At 57.7% G+C, this 17,559-nt stretch carries 14 protein-coding genes; 6 read left to right on the forward strand and 8 right to left on the reverse strand.

The window, feature by feature from the left end:
* Positions 1–5: 5 nt before the first annotated feature.
* The 5 genes from ABVN21_RS10465 to ABVN21_RS10485 all read right to left on the reverse strand — a co-directional run bounded on the left by ABVN21_RS10465 (position 6) and on the right by ABVN21_RS10485 (position 6,548).
* Positions 6–383 (reverse strand): response regulator, encoded by a 378-nt coding sequence (locus ABVN21_RS10465; RefSeq protein ID WP_339552011.1) that lies wholly within the window; start codon positions 381–383, stop codon positions 6–8.
* Between the two features lie 77 nt (positions 384–460).
* The gene (locus ABVN21_RS10470; protein WP_339552012.1) at positions 461–1,642 is read right to left on the reverse strand and encodes a hybrid sensor histidine kinase/response regulator; all 1,182 of its coding nucleotides are present in this window, start codon (positions 1,640–1,642) and stop codon (positions 461–463) included.
* Positions 1,636–2,229 carry a chemotaxis protein CheB gene (locus ABVN21_RS10475; protein ID WP_339552013.1) on the reverse strand — a complete coding sequence of 198 codons (594 nt, stop codon included), beginning with the start codon at positions 2,227–2,229 and terminating at the stop codon, positions 1,636–1,638. The genes ABVN21_RS10470 and ABVN21_RS10475 overlap by 7 nt, the downstream gene beginning before the upstream one ends.
* Positions 2,226–3,059 (reverse strand): protein-glutamate O-methyltransferase CheR, encoded by an 834-nt coding sequence (locus ABVN21_RS10480; protein ID WP_339552014.1) that lies wholly within the window; start codon positions 3,057–3,059, stop codon positions 2,226–2,228. Before ABVN21_RS10480 ends, ABVN21_RS10475 begins: the two co-directional genes overlap by 4 nt.
* Entirely contained in the window at positions 3,060–6,548 is a 3,489-nt protein-coding gene (locus tag ABVN21_RS10485) for a response regulator (protein WP_339552015.1), read from the reverse strand. It lies immediately after the preceding gene.
* Positions 6,549–6,798: 250 nt separating this feature from the next.
* Between ABVN21_RS10485 and ABVN21_RS10490 the strand changes: the two genes are divergently transcribed.
* From ABVN21_RS10490 to ABVN21_RS10505, 4 genes are all read left to right on the forward strand, one after another.
* A complete protein-coding gene (locus ABVN21_RS10490; protein ID WP_339552016.1) occupies positions 6,799–7,164 on the forward strand; it encodes a response regulator in 366 nt (121 codons plus the stop codon).
* Between the two features lie 62 nt (positions 7,165–7,226).
* Positions 7,227–8,519: a glycosyltransferase gene (locus ABVN21_RS10495; protein WP_339552017.1), complete on the forward strand. Its 1,293-nt coding sequence runs from the start codon at positions 7,227–7,229 to the stop codon at positions 8,517–8,519.
* Between the two features lie 165 nt (positions 8,520–8,684).
* Positions 8,685–9,581 carry a phospholipase gene (locus ABVN21_RS10500; protein ID WP_339552018.1) on the forward strand — a complete coding sequence of 299 codons (897 nt, stop codon included), beginning with the start codon at positions 8,685–8,687 and terminating at the stop codon, positions 9,579–9,581.
* Positions 9,582–9,655: 74 nt separating this feature from the next.
* Positions 9,656–10,561, forward strand: coding sequence for an AraC family transcriptional regulator (locus ABVN21_RS10505; protein WP_339552019.1), 906 nt, complete (start codon positions 9,656–9,658; stop codon positions 10,559–10,561).
* 111 nt (positions 10,562–10,672) lie between these two features.
* On the opposite strand, the gene ABVN21_RS10510 is transcribed toward ABVN21_RS10505, so the two are convergent.
* From ABVN21_RS10510 to ABVN21_RS10520, 3 genes are all read right to left on the reverse strand, one after another.
* Positions 10,673–11,956 carry an FAD-binding oxidoreductase gene (locus ABVN21_RS10510; protein ID WP_339552020.1) on the reverse strand — a complete coding sequence of 428 codons (1,284 nt, stop codon included), beginning with the start codon at positions 11,954–11,956 and terminating at the stop codon, positions 10,673–10,675.
* 54 nt (positions 11,957–12,010) lie between these two features.
* Positions 12,011–13,501 carry an aldehyde dehydrogenase gene (locus ABVN21_RS10515; protein WP_339552021.1) on the reverse strand — a complete coding sequence of 497 codons (1,491 nt, stop codon included), beginning with the start codon at positions 13,499–13,501 and terminating at the stop codon, positions 12,011–12,013.
* Between the two features lie 209 nt (positions 13,502–13,710).
* Entirely contained in the window at positions 13,711–15,087 is a 1,377-nt protein-coding gene (locus ABVN21_RS10520; protein WP_339552022.1) for a glutamine synthetase family protein, read from the reverse strand.
* 283 nt (positions 15,088–15,370) lie between these two features.
* Between ABVN21_RS10520 and ABVN21_RS10525 the strand changes: the two genes are divergently transcribed.
* Together ABVN21_RS10525 and potA are read left to right on the forward strand one after the other, a co-directional pair.
* The gene (locus ABVN21_RS10525) at positions 15,371–16,132 is read left to right on the forward strand and encodes a gamma-glutamyl-gamma-aminobutyrate hydrolase family protein (protein WP_339552023.1); all 762 of its coding nucleotides are present in this window, start codon (positions 15,371–15,373) and stop codon (positions 16,130–16,132) included.
* Between the two features lie 278 nt (positions 16,133–16,410).
* Positions 16,411–17,553, forward strand: a complete 1,143-nt coding sequence (gene potA, locus ABVN21_RS10530; RefSeq protein WP_339552024.1) for a polyamine ABC transporter ATP-binding protein — start codon at positions 16,411–16,413, stop codon at positions 17,551–17,553.
* The last annotated feature ends 6 nt before the right edge of the window (positions 17,554–17,559 follow it).

The following is a 17,559-nucleotide window of genomic DNA, read 5'->3' on the forward strand; positions in this document are numbered from 1 at the left end:
ATGAATCAGGACAGCATGTCCTGCATGATTTCCTGCAATACGTCCAGATCGAACGGTTTGCCCAGGATCGGCGCCTTGCGCGTGATCGGGCTGTCGGTCTCGCGGATTTCCTGCGGATAGCCACTGATGAAAATCACCTTGAGCTCTGGTCGCAGTTTTACCGCCGGCTCGGCGATCTGCACGCCAGAGATTCCACCAGGCAGGCGGAAGTCGGTGATCATCATGTCCAGGTGCGGCTTGGTGGCGAGAATTTCAAAGGCCTGCTCGCCGTTTTCAGCCTGCAACACCCGGTAGCCCTCCCCCGACAGATAGGCCGACAGCACCATCAGAATCGAGGGGTCATCTTCGACGATCAATACGACGTCTTGTGCATCTTCACTCATGGGAAGCCTTTGTTCGGTCAATAGCTGCTGATACGACCGTGGGGTCGATCAGAGGTTGCGTTTATCTGGCTGTTTTCCTACAGCGGCAGACAAACGCGAAACAGGGCGCCTTCGCCAATCCGGCTTTCGACGGTAATGGTACCGCCATGGGCGGTCACTATCTGTTCGGAGATAAACAATCCCAGGCCCAGCCCGGCGACGGCGTGTTTGGCCGTGACGCGCTCGAACTGCTGGAAAATCCGTTGCTGGTTTTCTTCGCTGATACCGATCCCGAGGTCACGCACTTCCACTCGGGCTTGACCATTCTGACTGTACACCTTCACGGTGATCGGACTCTTCGCACCGTACCGCAAGGCGTTGGTCAGCAGGTTGGAAATCACCTGTTCGATGCGGAACTCGTCCCAGTTACCGACCACCGGTTGCTCAGCGTCGAGGGTCACCGAAGATTCGGCGGCATCGATCTGTGCGGCAAAGTTCTGCAACAAATTGCGCACCCGCTCGGACAGGTCGAAGCGCGTCGGTCGAATCGACAGCTTGCCGGTGCGAATACGCGACACATCGAGCATGTCTTCGATCAGTCGGATCAGGCTCTTGATCTGCCGTTCGTCGCGATCAACCATTGCGTGCATTTTGTCGAGGGTAAACGCCGACGCGTTATCTCGCGCCAGGTGCATTTTGCGTAGCTGAGTTTCGAGAATCAGCCCGTTGAGCGGCGTACGCACTTCGTGGGCGACGATAGACATGAAGTCATCACGCATGCGCACCGCTTGTTCAAGCTCCAGCTGCGTGCTCTGCAATTGCTTGAGCAACGCCTCCTGCTCGCGGCGACTCTGCTCCAGCGCTTCGACCTGCTGTTTCATGGCCTTGCTCTGGCGATACAGGTCGACGAAGACGTTGACCTTGCTCTTGACCGCGTGGATGTCCAGCGGCTTGTGCAGGAAGTCCACGGCGCCGCTTTCATAACCCTTGAACGCGTAGTTCAGTTCGCGACCAGCGGCGCTGACGAACACGATCGGGATGTTTTTGGTTTTTTCCGTGCCGCGCATCAACTCAGCGAGTTCAAAGCCGTTCATGCCGGGCATCTGCACGTCGAGAATGGCCATGGCGAATTCGTGTTGCAGCAACAACGACAAGGCTTCGTCGGCAGACAGCGCCTTGTACACGATACGGTCTTCGCGCTTGATCAGCGCTTCGAGTGCCAACAGATTTTCCGGCAGATCGTCGACGATCAGCAGTTTGGCCTGGATATTACTTAGCATGCGATTCGTTCCAGCTCGACAAGCAGACGGCCGATGCCGTCGATAGGGAGAATGTGGTCTGGCTGGTGAAAGTCCAGTGCTGCCCGCGGCATGGTGGCGACCTGCGCCTCGTCCGGGTCCTGAATGATGGTCAAACCGCCACGGCGCTTGACCTGCGCCAGACCGTGAGCGCCATCGCGGTTGGCGCCGGTGAGCAATACGGCGGCCAGGGACGAATCGTAGGCATCAGCGGCGGAATCAAACAGGTAGTCGATGGCAGGTCTCGAATAATGCACGCGGTCTTCCAGGCTCAGGGAAAAGCTGCGGTCCCTTTCCACCGACAAGTGATAACCAGGCGCGGCGAAGTACAGCGTGCCGGGTTCGACTGGCGTTTTGTCGTGGGCTTCCAATACAGGCAGGGACACTCGCCGCGCAAAGACTTCTGCGAGGTGGCTACGACGCTCATCCGGCAAGTGCAGCACGACGATAATCGGCAATACGAAGCCTTTGCGCAGCGGGCTGAGGATCGCCAGCAGCGCCTCTACGCCTCCAGCCGAGGCACCGATGACAATGGCTTCTATGGAAGGCAATCCCGTTTCACTGTTCATGATTTGCGGTAAATCCGTTCCTGTTTGACCAAAGGCTCGAACTGATTGCTGAAGGCTGAAAAATCCGGGGTTTCCTTGCTGCCAAGCACCAGGAAACCACGATGGCAAAGAGAGTCGTGAAACAATCCGAAAGCTCGATCCTGAAGTTTTTTATTGAAGTAAATCAATACGTTGCGACAAGAAATCAATTGAGTCTCTGAAAACACGCTGTCGGTCGCCAGACTGTGGTCGGCGAAGGTCACGTTTTCACACAACGACTTGTCAAAAATCGCGTAGCCATACGCCGCCGTATAGTAGTCGGCGAACGAGCGCTGGCCACCGGCCTGTTGGTAGTTAGAAGTGTAGGCGCGGACATTCTCCATGGAGAAAATCCCCTGCTTGGCTTTGTCCAGCGAACGCGGGTTGATGTCGGTGGCGTAGATGATGGTGCGATCCAGCAAGCCTTCTTCGCGCAGCAAAATCGCCATCGAATAGACTTCTTCGCCAGTGCTGCAACCGGCGATCCAGATCTTGATCGATGGATAGGTCTTGAGCAGCGGCACCACTTCCCGGCGAATCGCGAGGAAGTGCGAAGGATCGCGGAACATCTCACTGACCGGAATCGTCAGCAGTTGCAGCAGTTGCATGAACGCCGTCGGGTCGTGCAGGACCTTTTCCTGCAAGGCCGAAATGGTATTGCACTCGAACTGGCTCAGCGCGTGACTCACCCGGCGCTTGATCGATGCGCCAGAGTAATCGCGAAAATCGTAGCTGTACTTGAGGTAGATCGCCTCAATCAACAAGCGCAATTCGATTTCGCTGTTCCGTTCGCCTGAATAATTGCGCTCCACTTAGATACGTTCCATTTTCGGTAACCACACACGAATCAGCGAAAACAGGCGATCCAGGTCGATGGGTTTGGCCAGGTAATCGTTGGCGCCCGCTTGCAGGCAGCGCTCCTGATCGTCCTTCATGGCCTTGGCCGTCACCGCAATGATCGGCAGCTTGCGCCAGCGCGGATCCTTGCGTAGTTCGATGGTGGCTTCAAAACCGTCCATCTCCGGCATCATCACGTCCATCAACACCAGATCGATGTCTTCAACTTCATTCAATCGATCAATCGCTTCACGACCGTTACGGCCAATGATCACGACTGCACCCTTGTGCTCCAGTGCACTGGTGAGGGCGAAGATGTTGCGTACATCGTCGTCCACCAGCAGCACTTTGCGCCCCTCGAACACCTTGTCGCGACTGCGAGCCGTCTTGAGCATCTTCTGTCGTTCATGGGACAACCGCGATTCGACTTTGTGCAGAAAGAGTGTCACCTCATCCAGCAAACGCTCGGGTGAGCGCGCGCCCTTGATGATGATCGAGCGGGAATACTTGCGCAGTTCAGCCTCTTCGTCCCGGGTCAGGTTGCGCCCGGTGTAGACGATGACCGGCGGGAACGAGCAGATTTCCTCGGTAGACATGCGCTTGAGCAGGTCATTGCCGAGCATGTCCGGCAGCTTGAGGTCGATGATCATGCAGTCGAAGATCGTGGTGCGCAGCAGCTCCAGGGCTTCCTGGGCGAGGCCGACCGCGGTGATCTCGATGTCTTCATCGCCGATCAGTCGGGAAATGCTGTCACGCTGTAAATCGTCGTCTTCCACCAGCAGCACGCGCTTGACCTTCTGCGTCAACTTGGCTTCGAGCCGGGCAAACACATCCTTGAGTTCTTCGCGGGTGGTCGGCTTGACGGCATAACCGATGGCGCCCATGTGCATCGCCGCTTCGACCCGATCTTCGACGGAAATCACATGCACTGGGATGTGGCGGGTTTCTCCGTGTTCCTTCAGGCGTTGCAGCACGGTCAACCCGGAATGGTCAGGCAGGCGCATGTCCAGCAGGATGGCGTCTGGAATGAACTGCCGGGCCAGGTCATAGCCTTCATCGGCGCCGTGGGCCACCAGGCACTGATAACCCAGTTCATGGGCAAGGTCGTAGAGGATGTGTGCGAAATTCGGTTCATCCTCCACCACCAGAATGCAGCGAGTGGTGAACGGTGCCTTGCTGCGGTCATCGTCGAAGCGAGGAATCTCTTCGGTGATCAACGGCGCCAAAACGGCGGGAGCTACGTGAGCGACCGTCGCCACCGGTACGGCACGCATCGGCGCGGCAGGTTCTTCGCCCTGTTCAACGTACTGTTGCGGCAACACCAGCGTGAACACGCTGCCCTGCCCCGGCGTGCTGGTCACGCTGATGGCGCCGCCGAGCAGCGCCGCCAGATCGCGGGAAATCGACAAGCCCAGCCCGGTGCCGCCGTATCGGCGATTGGTGGTGCCGTCAGCCTGGCGGAAAGCTTCGAAAATGCTTTCGTGCTGATCGGCGGCGATGCCGATCCCGGAATCGCGGATGCTGAAGGCAATGCCATTGTTCGGCGCTGCGGCAACGCTCAGGCTGACACTGCCCTTTTCGGTGAACTTCACCGCGTTGGATAGCAGGTTCTTGATGACCTGCTCGAGGCGCTGGCGGTCGGTGAACATCATGGCCGGCACGCCATCTTGCAACTCGACATGGAATTCCAGCTGTTTGTCCGCCGCCAACGGCTGGAACATCCCGCGCAAGCCATCCACCAGACGCGCAACGCTTGTCGTCTCTGGGCGGATTTCCAACTTGCCGGCCTCGACTTTGGAAATGTCGAGAATGTCGTTGATCAGGTTGAGCAAGTCGTTGCCGGCGGAGTAAATCGACTCGGCAAACTTGACCTGTTCGGCGCTGAGGTTTTCCTGAGGGTTTTCCGCCAGCAATTTGGCCAGGATCAACGAGCTGTTCAATGGCGTGCGCAGTTCGTGGGACATGTTGGCAAGGAATTCGGACTTGTACTTGCTGGAGCGCTGCAACTCTTCGGCGCGCTCTTCGAGCTGGGTCTGGGCCTGATTGAGTTCGGTGTTTTTCAGGTCCATGGCGTCGCGTTGCTCGGCCAGGATTTCCGCCTGTTCGGCGAGTTGTTCGTTGGTTTGCTCCAACTCGACTTGCTGGGTTTCCAGGTGAGCCTGGGATTCCTTGAGAATCCGCGACTGCTCTTCCAGCTCTTCGTTGGCGGTCTTGAGCTCTTCCTGCTGAACCTGCAACTCTTCGTTGAGCTGCTGAGTCTCGGCCAACACCTCTTGCAAGCGTTGGCGATAGCGCGCCGCCTCGATGGAGGTGCCAATGTTGCCGGCAATCAGCTGGAACAACTCAATGTCACGCTCGGCAAGCGGACGCAGGAAACCCAGTTCGATGACACCGTTGACCCGTTCATCGTCACTGGTCGGCACCACCAGCACACTGCGCGGCAAGCCTTCGCCGAGGCCGGAACTGACCTTGAAGTAACCGCTCGGTACGTTGTCGAGACGGATCATCCGCGCCTGATGCGCAACTTGGCCGACGATGCCTTCGTCGCTGTAAATCTGTTGATCGATGGCTTCCTGTTCGCGAGAAAACCCGTACGACGCCACGCGCCGCAGGCCGCCGTGTTCTTCGCGGACATAAATGGCGGCCACGGCGCTGCCCAGGTACTGCGCACAGAATTGCAGGATATTGCGCCCCAGCACATTCAGCGAAAGCTGCCCCAACACTTGCTCGGCCAGCTCGGTCTGGCCGTTGCGCAACCAGGCTTGCTGCTCCAGGCGATGGGCACTGGCCTGCTGCGCCTCCAGGGTCGCGCCGTAGCTTTGCGACAGGTTGACCAGGTCGCGACGGCCGATATAGGCCAGCAAACCGCTGATACCGGCGATGAACAACAGATAAAGGGCGATGCTCCAGATGGTAGTACGGCGCACTTCTTCATTGCGTTCGGTACGCAACTGCTGCTCCATGCCGATCACGTCTTCGAATTGCTTGCGAACCTCATCGGTCAGGCGCTTGCCCTTCCCGGCCCGGACCGCGCTGCGGTAATCGCCACTGGATCGCTGAAGATCGATCATCGTTTGCGCGTAATCGGCCCACTCCTTCTGCAAGGACTGCAACCGGTGCAGACGGTCGGTTTGCACCGGATTATCGGCGGTCAATTCAAGCAAGGTCTTGAGCACGACTTCGACGCGGGGTTTAGCGGTTTCGTAGGGTTCGAGAAACTTGTCGTCCCCACTGAGCAGGAAGCCGCGCATCCCGGTTTCCAGGTCAACCGTCAACTTTATCGCCTCATTGGCGTTATTGATCACCCGATCCGTGTGCTCGACCCACTGGATCGTCGACAGTAAATAAGTGATCAGCGACACAAAAAAAACGGCACTGATTGCACCGATACCCAGCGGCAGGCTGATGTTACGGCTCAGGAGTTTGCGGAATCGTTGCTCATCAACCGAAGACGCGGAGGTCATAGTCAAACCTTGTCGAACTGCTGAAAACCACGGAGTTTGCCCCAAAACCGCCATCTGGATCCATTTTTCTGACGTGTTTTTGCGCAAAGTCCTACATTGAGCTGCTTCCGCACCAAAGGAGGGGTTATTCTTCCGCTCTACATTTTTATAGCGCGTTGGGAACTTGTCGGGATCCGCCACTTACTCATGCAAAGAGGGTCGGCGAATTCAATCGGCCGGCAACCGTCCATCCTTTTTTGAGAACCCCACTATGTCCGCTAATGCCTCCATCATCCTTGTCGTCGAAGACGACTCCATCGTGCGCATGCTGATTGTCGATGTGCTGGAGGAGCTGGAGTTCAAAGTGCTTGAAGCGGATGGCAGTGAACGGGCGTTGGAGTTTCTCAACGATGAAGATCAGCACATCGATTTGATGATGACCGATGTCGGCTTACCGGTAATGGATGGCCGCGAGCTGGCGGTTCAGTCGCGGATGCTGCGCCCCGAGTTACCCATCCTGTTTGCCAGTGGCTATGCGGAAAGCATTGATGTTCCTGCAGGTATGCATGTCATTGGCAAACCGTTTTCGATTGACCAGCTGCGAGACAAGGTCAAAGGCATTCTCGAGAACTCCTGATACCCGCTGTGTTTTAATGGCCCGCTTTTTTATCCCCTGCCCGCGTCAAGGAATACCCGTTCATGATTCAGCCCCACGCAACCAAAGTCTTGGTCATTGGTTACGTCTGGCCCGAGCCCCGCTCTTCCGCGGCCAGTGGGCATATGATGCAAATCCTCGAAACGTTCCTGCAGCAAGGCTGGGACATCACCTTCAGCAGTCCCGCCAACAGTGGTGAACACCGGGCCGACCTCACGGCGCTGGGCATTCGCGAAGTACCAATCGAGTTGAACAACAGCAGTTTCGACACCTTCATCAGTGAACTGGCGCCGGACGTGGTGCTGTTCGATCGCTTCATGATGGAAGAACAGTTCGGCTGGCGCGTTGAAACGCACTGTCCTGACGCTCTGCGTGTACTTGAAACTTCAGACTTGCAAAGCTTGCGCGATGCCCGGCACTTGCGGTTAAAGAATCGTTTGAAGGCCAGCGACGACGCCAATGACTTCAATGATTTGTTCGCGCCTGCGCTTCGTGAAGAGTTCGAGTTCATGGCCGAGACCGATGTGGCCAAACGGGAAATTGCCGCGATCTATCGTTGCGATTTGAACCTGATGATCTCCGAAGCGGAAATCGAGTTACTGGTCGAACAATTCAAGTTGCCACGCGAGCTGTTGCACTGGTGCCCGCTGATGGTCGATCTGCCCAATATTGCCCCCGTACCGTTCGAGGAACGCGCGCATTTTCTGCATATCGGCAACTTCCGCCATGCGCCCAACTGGGATGCGGTGCTCTGGTTAAAGACTGCCATTTGGCCGCTCATTCGCGAACAACTCCCCGCCGCGCAATTGCACATCTACGGCGCCTACACACCGCCCAAAGCAACCGCCCTGCACAATGCCGCACAAGGGTTTCACGTGATGAACTGGGCGGAAGACGCTCTGCAAGTCATGTCTGCGACGAGGGTGTGCCTGGCGCCGTTACGTTTCGGTGCGGGGATCAAAGGCAAAATCGTCGATGCCATGCTGTGCGGCACGCCTAACGTCACGACGCCTGCGGGGGCGGAAGGCATGCATGGGGACAACCCATGGCCGGGCGCAGTCACTGGAACCGCACGTGAGTTCGCCGATTGTGCGGTTCGCCTTTATAAAGACAAAGACCTCTGGATGAACGCCCAATCCCAAGGGCAGTCCTTGTTAGCCGATCGCTATCAGCAATCGGTACATGGGCCGGCATTGATCAGCAAGTTACTGCATTGCAAACAACATCTGGCGAAACTTAGAAGGAATAACTTTACCGGCAACATGTTGCGCCATCATCACCATAAGAGCACTCAATATATGGCGCAGTGGATTGAAGCTAAAAATCGCACTTTATAATATTTGTTGAAATATTTCCGAAGCTGGCGATATTTCCACACACTTCTATGCTGGGTCATGAGGGGCTTTGGTTTGGCCCCATAACAAGGATGTAGCACACGCTACTTTTGCCACATGAACTTCTTCGCCCCACGGATGGGACGAGCGTTACGACAAGGAACTGTCATGACCCACGGATCTGCAATTTCGTTCGATAAACAGCAATGGATGAGCAACGTGCTGGATATCGATCGCCTGAAGCTGACTGATATCGTCTGGCCCGGCACGCACAATGCTGGCATGGACAAAAAAGTACCCCGTCATGATTCGGTACTCGGCCACTGGACAAGCTGTCAGAACGATTCATTTGCCTGGCAGCTTTCCAACGGTGCACGGGTTTTTGATATCCGGCTCGGTTATACGCAATCTCCGGAGCCCTCCTTTTATTTTCACCACAATGGCTTTCGCTCAGGACGTGTGCTGGAGGAATTGATCGACGCGGTGTTAGTGTTCCTGGATCGAAACCCGGACGAATTCCTGGTGCTGGATTTTCATCAATTGGGCGATGGCGACGCTCCCTTTGACCATAAAGAACTCAATGATCGACTGGTTCGTCGGCTCGGGTTACGCGTCATTCCGCATTCAGACGAAAGTGCAACGGTGGGAGAACTCAAGCGATCAAGCCGCCATCGCCGTATCGTCATGGCATCCGCTTACTCCCCCGGACTGAACAAGGATTACTTCTGGCCACGGGTGCGGCACAAGTGGCACGGCAGCACATTCACCGACGCCGGCGAACTCCAGCGCCATATCGCCGGGACTCTTGAAAACCCACCCAGCCAGGAATTTCTCTGGTCGCTGTCGGCGACCACCTACTCGTTACTGGGCGGGCCTGGAAACATAAAACATCGAATCAATGACTGGTTCAACACCACGGGTGGCTGGGTGACTCGCTGCTGCATCATCAGTACCGATTTTTTTGATGAAACCGAGATTGTCCGCTATTGCTGGATCGCCAGCAGCATGAAAGCTGTTTACGGTAACGCCTTGCATGAGCCACCAGCCCCGCGCTCCGGATCTTAGAATCACCGCAAACTGGTATTGGCGACCACGAAAGAGGCATGATCAACAGGCAATAACAATAAAAGCGCCCTGACATGACCCGAACCGCCAGAGTCACCGACCCTTCCTACGAACTGATGGACGACCACAACGGGTTGTCCATCATTTATCGTCAGCACGGTTTCCCCTGCCCGCTGGTGCGCTGGCATTTCCACAAGGAATACGAGCTGCACCTGATCGTCGCCAGTTCCGGCAAGGTGTTCATCGGTGACTACATCGGTAACTTCTACCCGGAAAGCCTTTTCCTCACCGGCCCCAACCTGCCTCACAACTGGATCAGCCAGGTCGCCGAAGATGAAGTGGTGCCCAAGCGCGACATGCTGGTCAACTTTACTGACGAGTTGTTCGACAGCGGCTATCAGGTGTTCACCGAACTCAAAACCCTCGCGCCACTGCTGGAGCGTGCGCAGTACGGCATCGAGTTTCGCTGCAAGCACACCATTCGCAATGCGATGGTCTTGATGCAGCGCATCGCCGACACCCAGGGCGTGACCCGTCTTGGGCACTTTTTCATTCTGCTGGAGTTACTGGCCGCATCTGACGATTACCAGTTGTTGTCGGGGGCCACGACTCCGCAACTGGCTGACGAGCACAATATCGACCGCACAAACCGCGCAGTGGATTACATTTTCGCCCACTACGCCCGCGAGTTGCCGCTGGAGGAAGTCGCCGAGCACCTGGGCATGAAGCCGACTTACTTCAGCCGCGTATTCAAGCAGGCCACCGGGCGCAATTTCATTGAGTTCGTCAATCGCCTGCGCATCAGCAAATCCTGCGAACTGCTGGCCGATGGTGACAAACCGGTCACTGATGTCTGCTTTGAATCCGGTTTCAACAATATCTCTAACTTCAATCGGCGCTTCCAGCAACTCAAGGGCATGACCCCGTCACACTATCGGCGGCTGGTGGTGCAGCGGTTGACTGAGCAAAACCTGGGCTGATACCTGTGTGACCTGCAGACCTTTGTCGCGAGCAGGCTCGCACACAGGGATTTTCGATGGGCATAAAAAAGCCGGCGGCCCCTGTTGAGGTGACCGCCGGCGAGGTGAAGCTTAGATACCGAATCGATCGCGCAGCGAGTAGTACACGGCGCCGAGAGCGGTCAACGGTGCCGAGAAGGTACGGCCGCCGATCATCGGCATGTGCGGCAACGAGGCGAACGCATCGAAACGCTCGGCATCGCCGCGAATCATTTCCGAAATCAGCTTGCCGGCCAGGTGCGAACAGGTGACGCCGTGACCGCTGTAGCCTTGCATGTAGTAGGCGTTTTTCTCGATACGGCCGAATTGCGGCATGCGCGACATGGTCAGCAGGAAGTTGCCGGTCCAGCGGTAGTCGATTTTCACGTCCTTCAGTTGTGGGAAGGTCTTGAGGATTTTCGGACGGATCAGTTGCTCGATATCGTCCGGTTCGCGTGCGCCATAGACCACACCGCCACCGTACAGCAGGCGGTTATCGGCCGTCAGACGGTAGTAGTCGAGCAAGTAGTTGCAGTCTTCGACGCAGTAATTGTTGGTGATCAGGCTGCGGGCCTGCTTTTCCGACAACGGCTCGGTGACGACGATTTGCGAGCCGCACGGCATGCTCTTGCTGGTCACGCGATTGTCGAGGCCTTGCGGCAGGTAGGCGTTACCGGCAATCAGCAGGTACTTGGCCTTCACCACACCTTTGGCGGTGCGCACGGTGATCGGCTCGCCGTAAGTGATTTCCACCGCAGCCGATTGTTCATAGATCTTGCCGCCCAGGCCAATGATTGCCGAAGCTTCACCGAGGGCCAGGTTAAGCGGATGAATGTGCCCGCCCTGCATGTCCAGCAAGCCACCGACGTAGGCCTCGGAACCGATTTCGCGCTTGATGTCAGCCGCATCGAGCATTTTCAGGTTCTTGTTGCCGTAGCGTTCCCAGCTCTTCTTCTGCTCCGCCAGGCCCTTGAGCTGCTTCTTGTTCATCGCCGCGAAAATGCCACCGGGACGGTAGTCGCATTGAATGTCGTAGTGCTGTATGCGCTGACGAATGATGTCGGCGCCTTCGAAAATCATGCTGCCGAGGACTTGGGCGGTCTTGTCGCCATAGCGCTCTTCGATCACGTCGACGTCGCGACTATAAGAGTTGACCAACTGCCCACCGTTGCGACCGCTGGCGCCGAAGCCGACTTTGGCCGCTTCCAGCACGGTCACGCTGTAGCCCGCCTCGGCGAGGAACAGGGCCGAGGACAGACCGGTGTAGCCGGCGCCGATCACGCAGACGTCGCAGTTCACCGCGCCTTCCAGCACCGGGAAATCACCGGTGAAGTTGCGAGTGGCGGCGTAGTAGCTGTTTACATGTGATGTTTTCATACGATTCTCCGATGATCGCCGGCAACGTGCCGGCAACCGCCGCTTATAAAGGTGTCAGAGCTTGATCCAGGTCGCTTTGAGTTCGGTGTACTTGTCGAACGCGTGCAGCGATTTGTCCCGACCGTTGCCCGACTGCTTGAACCCGCCGAACGGCGCGGTCATGTCGCCGCCGTCATACTGGTTGACCCAGATGCTGCCGGCACGCAGGCCACGGGCGAAGGTGTGGGCCTTGCTCAGGTTGCTGGTCCACACGCCGGCGGCCAGACCGTAGATGCTGTCGTTGGCAATCGCCAAGGCTTCTTCAGCGGTATCGAAGGTGATGACCGACAGCACCGGGCCGAAGATTTCTTCCTGGGCAATGGTCATGGCATTGGTCACGCCATCGAAAATCGTCGGCTGCACGTACTGGCCACCGGTGTCTTCGAGGGTACGACTGCCACCGGCGATCAACTGAGCGCCCTGCTCTTTACCGATACCGATGTAGCGCAACACGTTATCCAGTTGACGCTGATCGACAACCGCGCCGACCGATGTCGAAGGATCAAGGGCATGACCTGGTTTCCAGGCTTGCAGCGCTTCCACCAACAGCGGGATGAACTGCTCGCGGATCGAACGCTCCACCAGCAAACGCGAGCCTGCGGTGCAGACCTCGCCCTGGTTGAAGGCAATGGCGCCTGCTGCGGCCTGCGCTGCGGCGCGCAAGTCCGGCGCGTCGGCAAACACCACGTTGGCGCTCTTGCCGCCAGCCTCAGCCCAGACGCGTTTCATGTTGCTTTGCCCGGCGTAGATCATCAGCTGCTTGGCAATCGCCGTCGAGCCGGTGAAGGCCAGCACATCGACGTCCATGTGCAGCGCCAGCGCCTTGCCGACGGTGTGACCGAAGCCCGGCAAGACGTTGAACACGCCTTTTGGTATGCCCGCATCCAGTGCTAGCTGCGCGATGCGAATAGCCGTCAGCGGCGACTTTTCCGAAGGTTTGAGGATGAACGAGTTGCCCATTGCCAGGGCCGGGGCGAATTTCCAGCTGGCCATGATCAGCGGGAAGTTCCACGGCACGATGGCAGCCACCACGCCGGCCGCTTCACGCGTCACCAGACCAAGCTGATCGTGGGGCGTGGCGGCGACTTCGTCGTAGATCTTGTCGATGGCTTCGGCGGTCCAGCGGATCGCGTTGGCGGTCGCCGGGATGTCGATGTTCATGGAGTCGCTGATCGGCTTGCCCATGTCGAGGGTTTCGAGCAGCGCCAGTTCTTCCTGGTTCGCCAGGATCAGGTCGGCGAAACGGATCAGGATGCGCTTGCGCTCGGCCGGAGCCAGTCCGGACCAGACGCCGGATTCGAACGTGCGGCGCGCGACGGCAACGGCGACGCTGGCATCGGCTTCGTCAGTGCTGGCGACGTTGGCCAGGAAGCGGCCGTCCACCGGGCTGATGCATTCGAACGTCGCGCCGCTGGCGGCTGCGCAGTATTGGCCGTCGATGAAGGCGCGGCTTTCGATTGTTAGGGACTGGAAGCGTTGCTCCCAGTCGCTGCGAGTGTTTGTCATTGTTGTGACTCGACGCAGGGGAATTGAGTGATCGTCGGACGGACGCCCGCCCAATCAAAAGATGAAATGCGATCCCTGCAGGAGCTGGATTGCCATCGATTGCGGTGGATCAGACGCCATCGATGCTGACTGTCATGACGCCATCGCTGGCAAGCCAGCTCCTACAGGGGGGGCGGCGTACACAGGTTTTGTGTGTGCCGCCAACGTCTTTAAACGGTGTGCAGGTACCAGTTGTACTCAAGGTCGGAGATGGAGTTCTCGAACTCGGCCAACTCGCTTTCCTTGCACGCCACGAACACGTCGATGTACATCGGGTCGATGTATTTGGCCATGACCTCGCTGTCGTCCAGCTCGCGCAGTGCATCGCGCAGGTTGTTCGGCAGGCTCTGCTCGTTTTGCTCGTAGCTGTTGCCTTCGACCGGAGCGCCCGGTTCGATCTTGTTGGTCAGTCCGTGGTGCACGCCCGCCAGGACCGAAGCCATCAGCAAGTATGGGTTGGCATCGGCACCGGCCACGCGGTGCTCGATACGTACGGCGTCCGGTGATCCGGTCGGCACGCGTACTGCAACGGTACGGTTGTCGATACCCCAGCTCGGCGAGTTCGGCACGTAGAACTGTGCGCCGAAACGGCGGTACGAGTTGACGTTCGGGCAGAGGAAAGCCATCTGCGCCGGCAGGGTCTCGAGCACACCGCCGATCGCGTGACGCAGCGCGGCGTTCTGCTCGGGATCCTCGCTGGCAAAGATGTTGTTGCCTTCTTTGTCGAGAATCGAAATGTGCACGTGCAAACCGTTACCTGCCTGGCCCGGATACGGCTTGGCCATGAAGGTGGTGTCCATCTCGTGGTCGTAGGCGATGTTTTTCACCAGACGCTTGAGCAGGACCGCGTAGTCGCAAGCCTTTATAGGGTCGGCCACGTGATGCAGATTGACTTCGAACTGCGCCGGGGCGCTTTCCTTGACGATGGCGTCAGCGGGGATGCCCTGCTCTTTGGCGCCTTCGAGGATGTCTTGCAGGCAGTCGACGTATTCGTCGAGGTCATCGATCAAGTAGACCTGGGTCGAGATCGGCCGCTTGCCCGAGACCGGCGAACGTGGCGACTGCGGACGACCGTTCACGTTGTCTTGGTCGATCAGGTAGAACTCCAGTTCGAACGCGGCGCAAATGGTCAGGCCCATCTCATCGAACTTGCGCACGACGTTGGCCAAGACTTCACGCGGGTCAGCGAAGAACGGCTGGCCTTCCAGTTCGTGCATGGTCATTAGCAGTTGCGCGGTTGGACGCTTCTGCCATGGCTCGATGCTCAGGGTGCCGGGGATCGGGTAACAGATCCGGTCGGAGTCGCCGATGTCCAGACCCAGGCCGGTGCTTTCCACCGTGGAGCCATTGATGTCCAGAGCGAACAGTGACGCCGGCAGGTTGATGCCTTTCTCGTAAACCTTATGAAGACTGGTGCGTTCGATGCGCTTACCGCGCACCACACCGTTCATATCCGCAATCAGAAGGTCGACGTACAAAACCTCAGGATATTTCTTAAGGAATGCGTTTGCTTCGTTGAGTTGAACGGTACGCAGAGGGACCGACATGATGCACCTATTTTTTACTGTTAATTATTATGTTCACCGCCCTTTCACGCAGCCAGTCAATCCGAAAGGCAAAGTGAAGTCAATAGCGAACACTTGGCCTTTCGACGTTTATTTTCGGGCCTCTCAAAGGCACGAGAGTGCCAGATCATCCTTGGAACACGCGTAAATCCTCAGCTTCAGACGTGCGGCGTTTAGAATTTTTTACATGAGAGTTGTTAATTAAAATCAACAAGGCTAAGCTCCGGAAAAGCTCGTTCAAGTGTGAAACTTCGAGGTGATAAAAATGGCATTCAAGCCATTGATCGGCGTTACTGCATGCGTCAAACAAATTGGCCTGCACCCCTACCATGTCAGCGGCGACAAGTATTTGCGTGCTGTCAGCGTTGCGGCGTTGGGGCTGCCTGTCGTCATTCCTTCCCTGGCTGAACTGACCGAAATCGAAGACCTGCTGCCGCAGCTCGACGGTCTGTTGCTGACCGGCTCGCCGTCGAATGTGGAACCCTTCCACTATCAAGGCCCCGACAGCGCTCCCGGCACGGAACACGATCCACAACGGGATCGCACCACCCTTCCCTTGATACGTGCGGCCATTGCCGCAGGCGTTCCGGTGCTCGGCATCTGCCGCGGCTTTCAGGAGATGAACGTGGCGTTCGGTGGCAGCCTGCATCAGAAGGTCCATGAACTTCCCGGCTTCCTCGACCATCGTGAAGCCAACCATCCCGATCTGGCGGTGCAGTACGCAACGGCGCATGCCGTTAACGTGCAACCGGGCGGCGTGTTCGAAGCACTGGATCTGCCCCCGGTGTTCCAGGTGAATTCGATACACAGCCAAGGCATCGATCGACTCGCTCCCGGCCTGCGTGCGGAAGCCGTCGCGCCGGATTGCTTGATAGAGGCGGTCTCGGTGGAAAACAGCAAGGCCTTCACTCTCGGTGTGCAATGGCACCCGGAATGGCAGGTTCTGGAGAACCCGCCTTACCTGAAAATTTTCCAGGCGTTTGGCGAAGCGTGCCGGCAACGGGCGGCGCTGCGTAAATCGCGCTGACTTAACACTCGATTAACCCATTACTGCCCCCGTGAGTCTGGCGGGTGCGCTTCTGCGCATCCGTGACGCACGACAACAACACACTGCAATAACAACAAGTACTACCAGGCAGCCAGGATGGCGGCGCCGAATTAACCCGAGGCGGGCGCGCGGATCTGTAGGAGCTGGCTTGCCAGCGATCGCGGTTGAATTGACCGGCACCGTCCGGCCCGGGTTTGCAATCAACTATTAAGTCAGGCCGCGTTGGCCCGACGACTGAAACCTGTTGGGAGTTTCACATGGCAAACGCCTCCAGCATTTACAGGAAGGCTCTTGAAGGTCACCAGGCACCGAAAAAGGTGTTGGTGAAGGTCGACCGCGTCACCAAGAAGTTCGACGAAACCACCGCCGTGGACGATGTGTCCCTGGAAATCCATCAGGGCGAAATCTTTGCCCTGCTCGGTGGCTCCGGCTCCGGCAAATCGACGCTGCTGCGCATGCTCGCCGGCTTCGAGCGCCCGACTGAAGGCCGGATCCTGCTCGACGGTGTCGACATCACTGACATGCCGCCCTACGAGCGGCCGATCAACATGATGTTCCAGTCGTACGCGCTGTTCCCACACATGACAGTGGCGCAGAACATCGCCTTTGGCCTCAAGCAGGACCGTTTGCCCGCCGCTGAAATCGACGCCCGTGTGGAAGAGATGCTGCGCCTGGTGCACATGACCCAATACGCCAAGCGCAAACCCCATCAGTTGTCCGGCGGCCAGCGTCAGCGTGTGGCATTGGCCCGCTCCCTGGCCAAGCGTCCGAAGCTGCTGTTGCTCGACGAACCGATGGGCGCACTGGATAAAAAGCTGCGGTCGCAGATGCAACTGGAGCTGGTGGAAATCATCGAGCGCGTCGGCGTGACCTGCGTGATGGTGACCCACGACCAGGAAGAAGCCATGACCATGGCCCAGCGCATTGCGATCATGCACTTGGGCTGGATCGCCCAGATCGGCAGCCCGGTCGACATTTACGAAGCACCGGTCAGCCGCATGGTCTGCGAGTTCATCGGCAACGTGAACGCCTTCGACGGCACCGTGGTTGAAGACCTCGAAGGTCACGCAATCATTCACAGCCCGGATCTGGAGCAAAAGATCTACGTCGGTCACGGCGTCAGCACTTCGGTGCAGGACAAGTCGATCACCTACGCGATCCGCCCGGAAAAACTGCTGGTCAGCACCGTCAAGCCCGACACGCGCTACAACTGGTCCAGCGGCAAGGTGCATGACATCGCCTACCTCGGCGGTCACTCGGTGTTTTACGTCGAACTGCCTGGCGGCAAAGTCGTGCAGTCGTTCATGGCCAACGCCGAACGCCGTGGCGCGCGTCCGACCTGGGACGATCAGGTCTACGTGTGGTGGGAAGACGACAGCGGCGTGGTACTGCGCGCATGAGAACTT

It is taken from the genome of Pseudomonas sp. MYb327 (assembly GCF_040438925.1).
In the GTDB taxonomy this organism is placed as follows: Bacteria; Pseudomonadota; Gammaproteobacteria; order Pseudomonadales; family Pseudomonadaceae; genus Aquipseudomonas.